The sequence below is a fragment of the Citrobacter sp. wls711 genome, assembly GCF_005281055.1.
Taxonomy (GTDB): domain Bacteria; phylum Pseudomonadota; class Gammaproteobacteria; order Enterobacterales; family Enterobacteriaceae; genus Citrobacter; species Citrobacter gillenii.
In genome coordinates this window covers 1-224 of the sequence record NZ_SZXC01000017.1, presented here as the reverse complement: position 1 = coordinate 224, position 224 = coordinate 1, and the positions used below count along the sequence as shown (strand labels likewise).

At 50.0% G+C, this 224-nt stretch carries 1 protein-coding gene; it reads right to left on the bottom strand.

Annotated elements, in window-relative coordinates:
• The coding region (locus FDW98_RS05665; RefSeq protein ID WP_371683353.1) for a toxin VasX at positions 1-200 on the bottom strand (200 nt) is incomplete at its 3' end.
• Positions 201-224: the final 24 nt, after the last annotated feature.

Here is a 224-nt window from a genome sequence, read left to right as displayed (position 1 = left end):
GACCACGCTTCCCAGTCCGTCAGGTACGGATAGTAGATATAGATATATCCCCTGCGCATCGCACGCAGCGCATAGTGATAATTTTCACTTTCTGCCGGATAAGACGACGCTCCTGGTTTTGCCCACGCCGGCAGTGCTTCCTGAATATATTCAGGAACCACCGCATAGCGTACGGGCAGTAATGCCGGTCCCTGTGACATACAGTCACATTTATGATTTTTCAT